Below are 3699 nucleotides of genomic sequence, written 5' to 3'. Positions count from 1 at the left end.
TTTCGTTAGGCAAGGGTAAAAAAGTAGCGTGCAATTCACACTACCTTCAAGCGATGGCTCTGGTAAAGCCTTTACGGAGAGTACGTGAATGCACGCTATGCGTAAGCATAGCATAAGCATCACGCAATCGTCTCCGTAGTTCCAATTTACCAGATTTTCGCTTGAAACGCCTTGCGGTCTTATCCTATATGTTGGCGGCGAAAAGCTCCTGCCAATCGCCGTTTTTCTCAAATGTTATGCAAAGATAGCCAAATTCAGTGAATTACGGGCTATGATTGCTTGAATTTATATTTAAGTCCATACTCTTCAAGTTTGCTGTATAGTGTTGTCCTGCCTATGCCGAGCAGTTCTGCGGCGACACTCCGGTTGCCGTTTGCCTGTTTCAACGCACGCAATATCCGCTCCTTATCCTCCGCGTCATTGCGCAAGGCGAAGCTGACAGTAGAGGTCGGTTTCGTCACGGCAAGTTCCAGATGCTCTTTCATGACAACACCTTCCTGCGCCTGCAATACAGCACCCATAACTTTCTGCCGAAGTTCCCGCACGTTGCCCGGCCATGCGTGTGTCAGCAACGCTTTACGTGCTTCGGAACTGAACCCGCTCACGCTACACTCCAGCTCTCTGTTTGCCATATCACGGAAGAACTCTGCCAGCGGCATAATGTCTTCTTGACAGTCACGCAACGGAGGAACGGTTATCCCGAAGTCGTGCAGGCGGTACAGAAGATCCTGCCGAAAACGCTTTTCATTCACCGATACCTCCAAATCTTCATTGGTAGCAGCGATGATGCGGACATTGAAATTCCGGTCTGCCTTGTCTCCGACCGGGCGATACCGCCTCTCCTGTATGGCACGGAGCAACATCTGTTGGGTTTCCAACGCGAGGTTTCCTACCTCGTCCAGAAACAACGTGCCGCCTTCCGCCTCATGGAAATATCCTTTCTTGGCATTGTCCGCACCTGTAAATGCACCTTTGACGTGTCCGAAGAAAGCCGACGGTGCAAGCTCTTTGGAGAGTGAACCGCAGTCCACCGCCACAAATGGCTTGCCTGCACGTTTGCTCTTGTCATGCAACAGGTGGGCAATATGCTCCTTGCCCGTGCCGTTCTCACCAAATATCATCACGCTCATATCGGTGGCGGCTACCAGCCTTATGCGGTGCATGATTTTCTGAAAGGCGGAACCTTCACGGGCGAATATAGGCATACGGCGTTGTCCTGCCTGACGTTCTTTCAGTATGGAACGGATCAGGGGGACAAGTTTATCCTCCACAAGCTGTTTGGGAATATAGTCTATCGAGCCGAGTTTCATGCTTTCCACGGCGGTATTAACTTCGGCGTAGTCGGTCATAATGATGAAGGGCTGCATCTTTCCCTCCTTTCGCATCCAGCACAAAAGGTCTATGCCACTGCCGTCAGGCAGACGCAGGTCGGCAACCACGATATCATTATCTGTTGCCTGTTGCAGATGTTTCTTCGCGGTTGAGAGGTGGTAAGCCTTCATATTGCGGTAGCCCTCCCGTGACAGCATATTGCAGACATATTCGCAATACACGATGTTGTCTTCCACCACAATTATTTTTGTCTTATTCATCTTCGTATTTTCTCCTTTCCTCTTCTGCCAACCGTATTATTTCCACTCCCTTATCCAGCACGGCAGTCACGGCATGGCTTAACGCTTCACCATCCGGGAGAGCATCGCCACGAAGCAATCCGTAAAGTACATTCAGCGGTTGGTCGGCACGGAGCACCTCCCACGAACTGCGCAGGTGGTGGATCAGGGAATCCAGCTTTTGCAGGTCTTTTTCTTTTGCTGCATCCCGTACCGCCTGCATTTCCTTTTCTGTTTCAGTTATCAACTTTTCCAGCATGACGGCTTCATTGCCATAGGACAATAAGGCGGAAAAGTCCGGTTTCCCGTCCGGTGTCGCTTTTATGGCACACCTGTCGGAAACCTCCATCAGTTCCGATATGGAGAACGGTTTGAACAGGCATCCGGCAAAGCCTTTTGCCAATAGTTCCCCTTTGTTACAACTGCCCGAAGCGGTTGCCACAACCACCGGGATTGTTGGTGAATTGCCCACGTTGGACGAACGCAACAGTTCCAGCAATTCGAAACCGTTTATATCGGGCATATTCAAGTCTGTCAGCAACAGGCTGTATTCTTTCTGGCGTATCATTTCCATCAGTGCCGCAGCATCGGTGCAAGTGTCGCAGTGTATTCCTTCTTGGGAATACATCTCTTTCAGCATCAGAAGTAATACCTCATCATTGTCAATGGCGACAACATCATGGAATTTATTGTTATGATAAACAGGTGTATTGCTTGTATATCCAAGCTGTTCTTCAGCTTCCTGCATAGAAATTTCAACTGTGAAACGACTGCCTTTCCCTTTCTTGCTGTCTAAACGGATTGTTCCGCCAAGCATCGACACAATATTACGCATTATGGCAAGCCCAAGCCCGAAACCCTCCTTTGCGGCGGCATTTGATAGACGTTCAAACGCACCGAACGCTTGTTTCTGTTCCTCTTCTGTCATGCCTGTACCTGTATCTTCAACGACCAGTGTCAGAACTCCATTATCATATTCAGTAATCAAAGAAACACCGCCTTCTTCTGTGAACTTGACAGCGTTTGACAGCAGGTTATTCCCGATTTGTATTATTCGCTCTTTGTCGGTCAATACAATGGCATCGTGTCCAGTCTTCACGGACAAGGACAGCCCTTTGTTCACGGCAACAGGCATGAACTCCGTTTCAAGTGTGTGCGTGATTGCTGAAATCCGGCAGGGTGACAGACGGGGCTGTTCCTTGCCGTTGTCCAGGCGGAAGAAGTCAAGCAAAGTGTTAAGCATATCCCGCATACGGTCGGAGGATTGCAGTATGTTTTGGATATACTGCCCGGACTTATCCTCACACTGTTCTTTCCGTATCAGTCCGGCATAGCCTGTTATTGCTGTCAGCGGTGTGCGCAGTTCATGGGTGATAGTATGTACCGCCTTCTTCCTTGACGTTATCAGTGCCTCGTTCCGTTGTACGGATTGTTCCAGTTGCCTTATCAAATCAGTTGTCTTGTGCTTGTATTGTTTAATGCTTTTTGCATCACGATGTATGATGATGTAGGAAATTAACAACAATAGAAGAACGAATCCCATTAAACCGCCTACTTGCATAAATGACTTTTCACGCATGGCAACTATTTCGTTTTCCCGGCTTTGCAGTTCGGTTTGTACCTTTTCTTCTATTTGGCAAATCAATTCTTGCAGTTGTCTGTTAAGTTCTGCATTACGAGCTGCAAGGCTGTCGGCTTGTTCCGACAATTGGCGATCCTGCACTTTCTGTTCGCTGATTACGTTTCTATTGACCGAATGAAGGATAGTGGTTGATACTGCTGGAGTTACTTCCTTTTTTTTGCCGAATATGCCTAAGAAACCTTTTCGTTTTGGCTTTTTGGACTGTTCCTGCACACTTTTCTGTACAATAACCGGAATTTGATTGGCTATCTTCTTGTTAATAGATTGTTGTTCATCCATTAACCGGACTATCTGGAACATCTGTCGTTCCTTATCCTCTAAAAGACTGCGCACACTATCGATGCGCTCTGCTGGATAGGTGGCCTTGAAACGGCAGAGCATACTGTCCATTGCCATACGCCGTGCATGGTAATGCTCGATATCTTTATCGTTCCATTCCAGTATTGT

At 48.0% G+C, this 3699-nt stretch carries 2 protein-coding genes; both read right to left on the bottom strand.

The genetic code is table 11. The annotated features are described in order from the left end of the window. Positions 1–269 precede the first annotated feature (269 nt). Positions 270–1592, bottom strand: a complete 1323-nt coding sequence (locus tag DW039_RS20470) for a sigma-54 dependent transcriptional regulator (protein ID WP_004291471.1) — start codon at positions 1590–1592, stop codon at positions 270–272. After that, positions 1585–3699: ATP-binding protein (locus DW039_RS20465; RefSeq protein ID WP_243635062.1), on the bottom strand; the 2115-nt coding region annotated here is incomplete at its 5' end. The genes DW039_RS20465 and DW039_RS20470, both read right to left, overlap by 8 nt.

This window comes from Bacteroides sp. AF39-16AC (genome assembly GCF_003602735.1).
GTDB lineage: Bacteria > Bacteroidota > Bacteroidia > Bacteroidales > Bacteroidaceae > Bacteroides > Bacteroides uniformis.
Note: the sequence above shows the minus strand (reverse complement) of the source record. Positions and strands in the feature narration are given on the sequence as shown.

Coding starts and splice junctions, on each gene's coding strand:
- DW039_RS20470 (WP_004291471.1), bottom strand. CDS start 1,592: ATGAATAAGACAAAAATAATTGTGGTGGAAGACAACATCGTGTATTGC.